The 302-nt window shown below is 57.3% G+C and carries 1 protein-coding gene and 1 pseudogene; both read right to left on the reverse strand.

Features of this window, described 5'->3' with window-relative positions; genetic code table 11:
- Positions 1-120 (reverse strand): annotated as a pseudogene (locus BFF42_RS28000) (tail assembly protein); the annotation flags it as partial.
- The coding region (locus tag BFF42_RS21585; RefSeq protein WP_146628164.1) for an NlpC/P60 family protein at positions 66-302 on the reverse strand (237 nt) is incomplete at its 5' end. The pseudogene BFF42_RS28000 and the gene BFF42_RS21585, both read right to left, overlap by 55 nt.

A 302-nucleotide genomic window follows, 5' to 3' on the forward strand; every position in this document is an offset into this window, starting at 1 on the left:
GTTCATCTGACGGCGAAAGCCCGGCATCTGCATCGACAGGGCGCGAATGGCTTCCGCTGCCGTGTTCACATACAGGCTGAGGCGGCGGCCAAATCGTTGTAAATCCCCGTGAAGGCAGATGCGTGCCAGTGGCGGTGACGCCAGACAGAATGCGTTCGTCGTTGCCATTTTTCGGAATACCTCTCCCGTTTACTCAGTTGTTCAGGCAGATGGTGAAGCAGCTCACCGTTGCCGCAGTAAATGGTGGCATGGTTCGGTACCGAAGCACCAAAGCAGCACAGCAGAATATCGCCCGGCTGTGC

Origin of the sequence: Shigella sp. FC1661, from assembly GCF_001712525.1 — a bacterium.
Taxonomy (GTDB): Bacteria; Pseudomonadota; Gammaproteobacteria; order Enterobacterales; family Enterobacteriaceae; genus Escherichia; species Escherichia coli.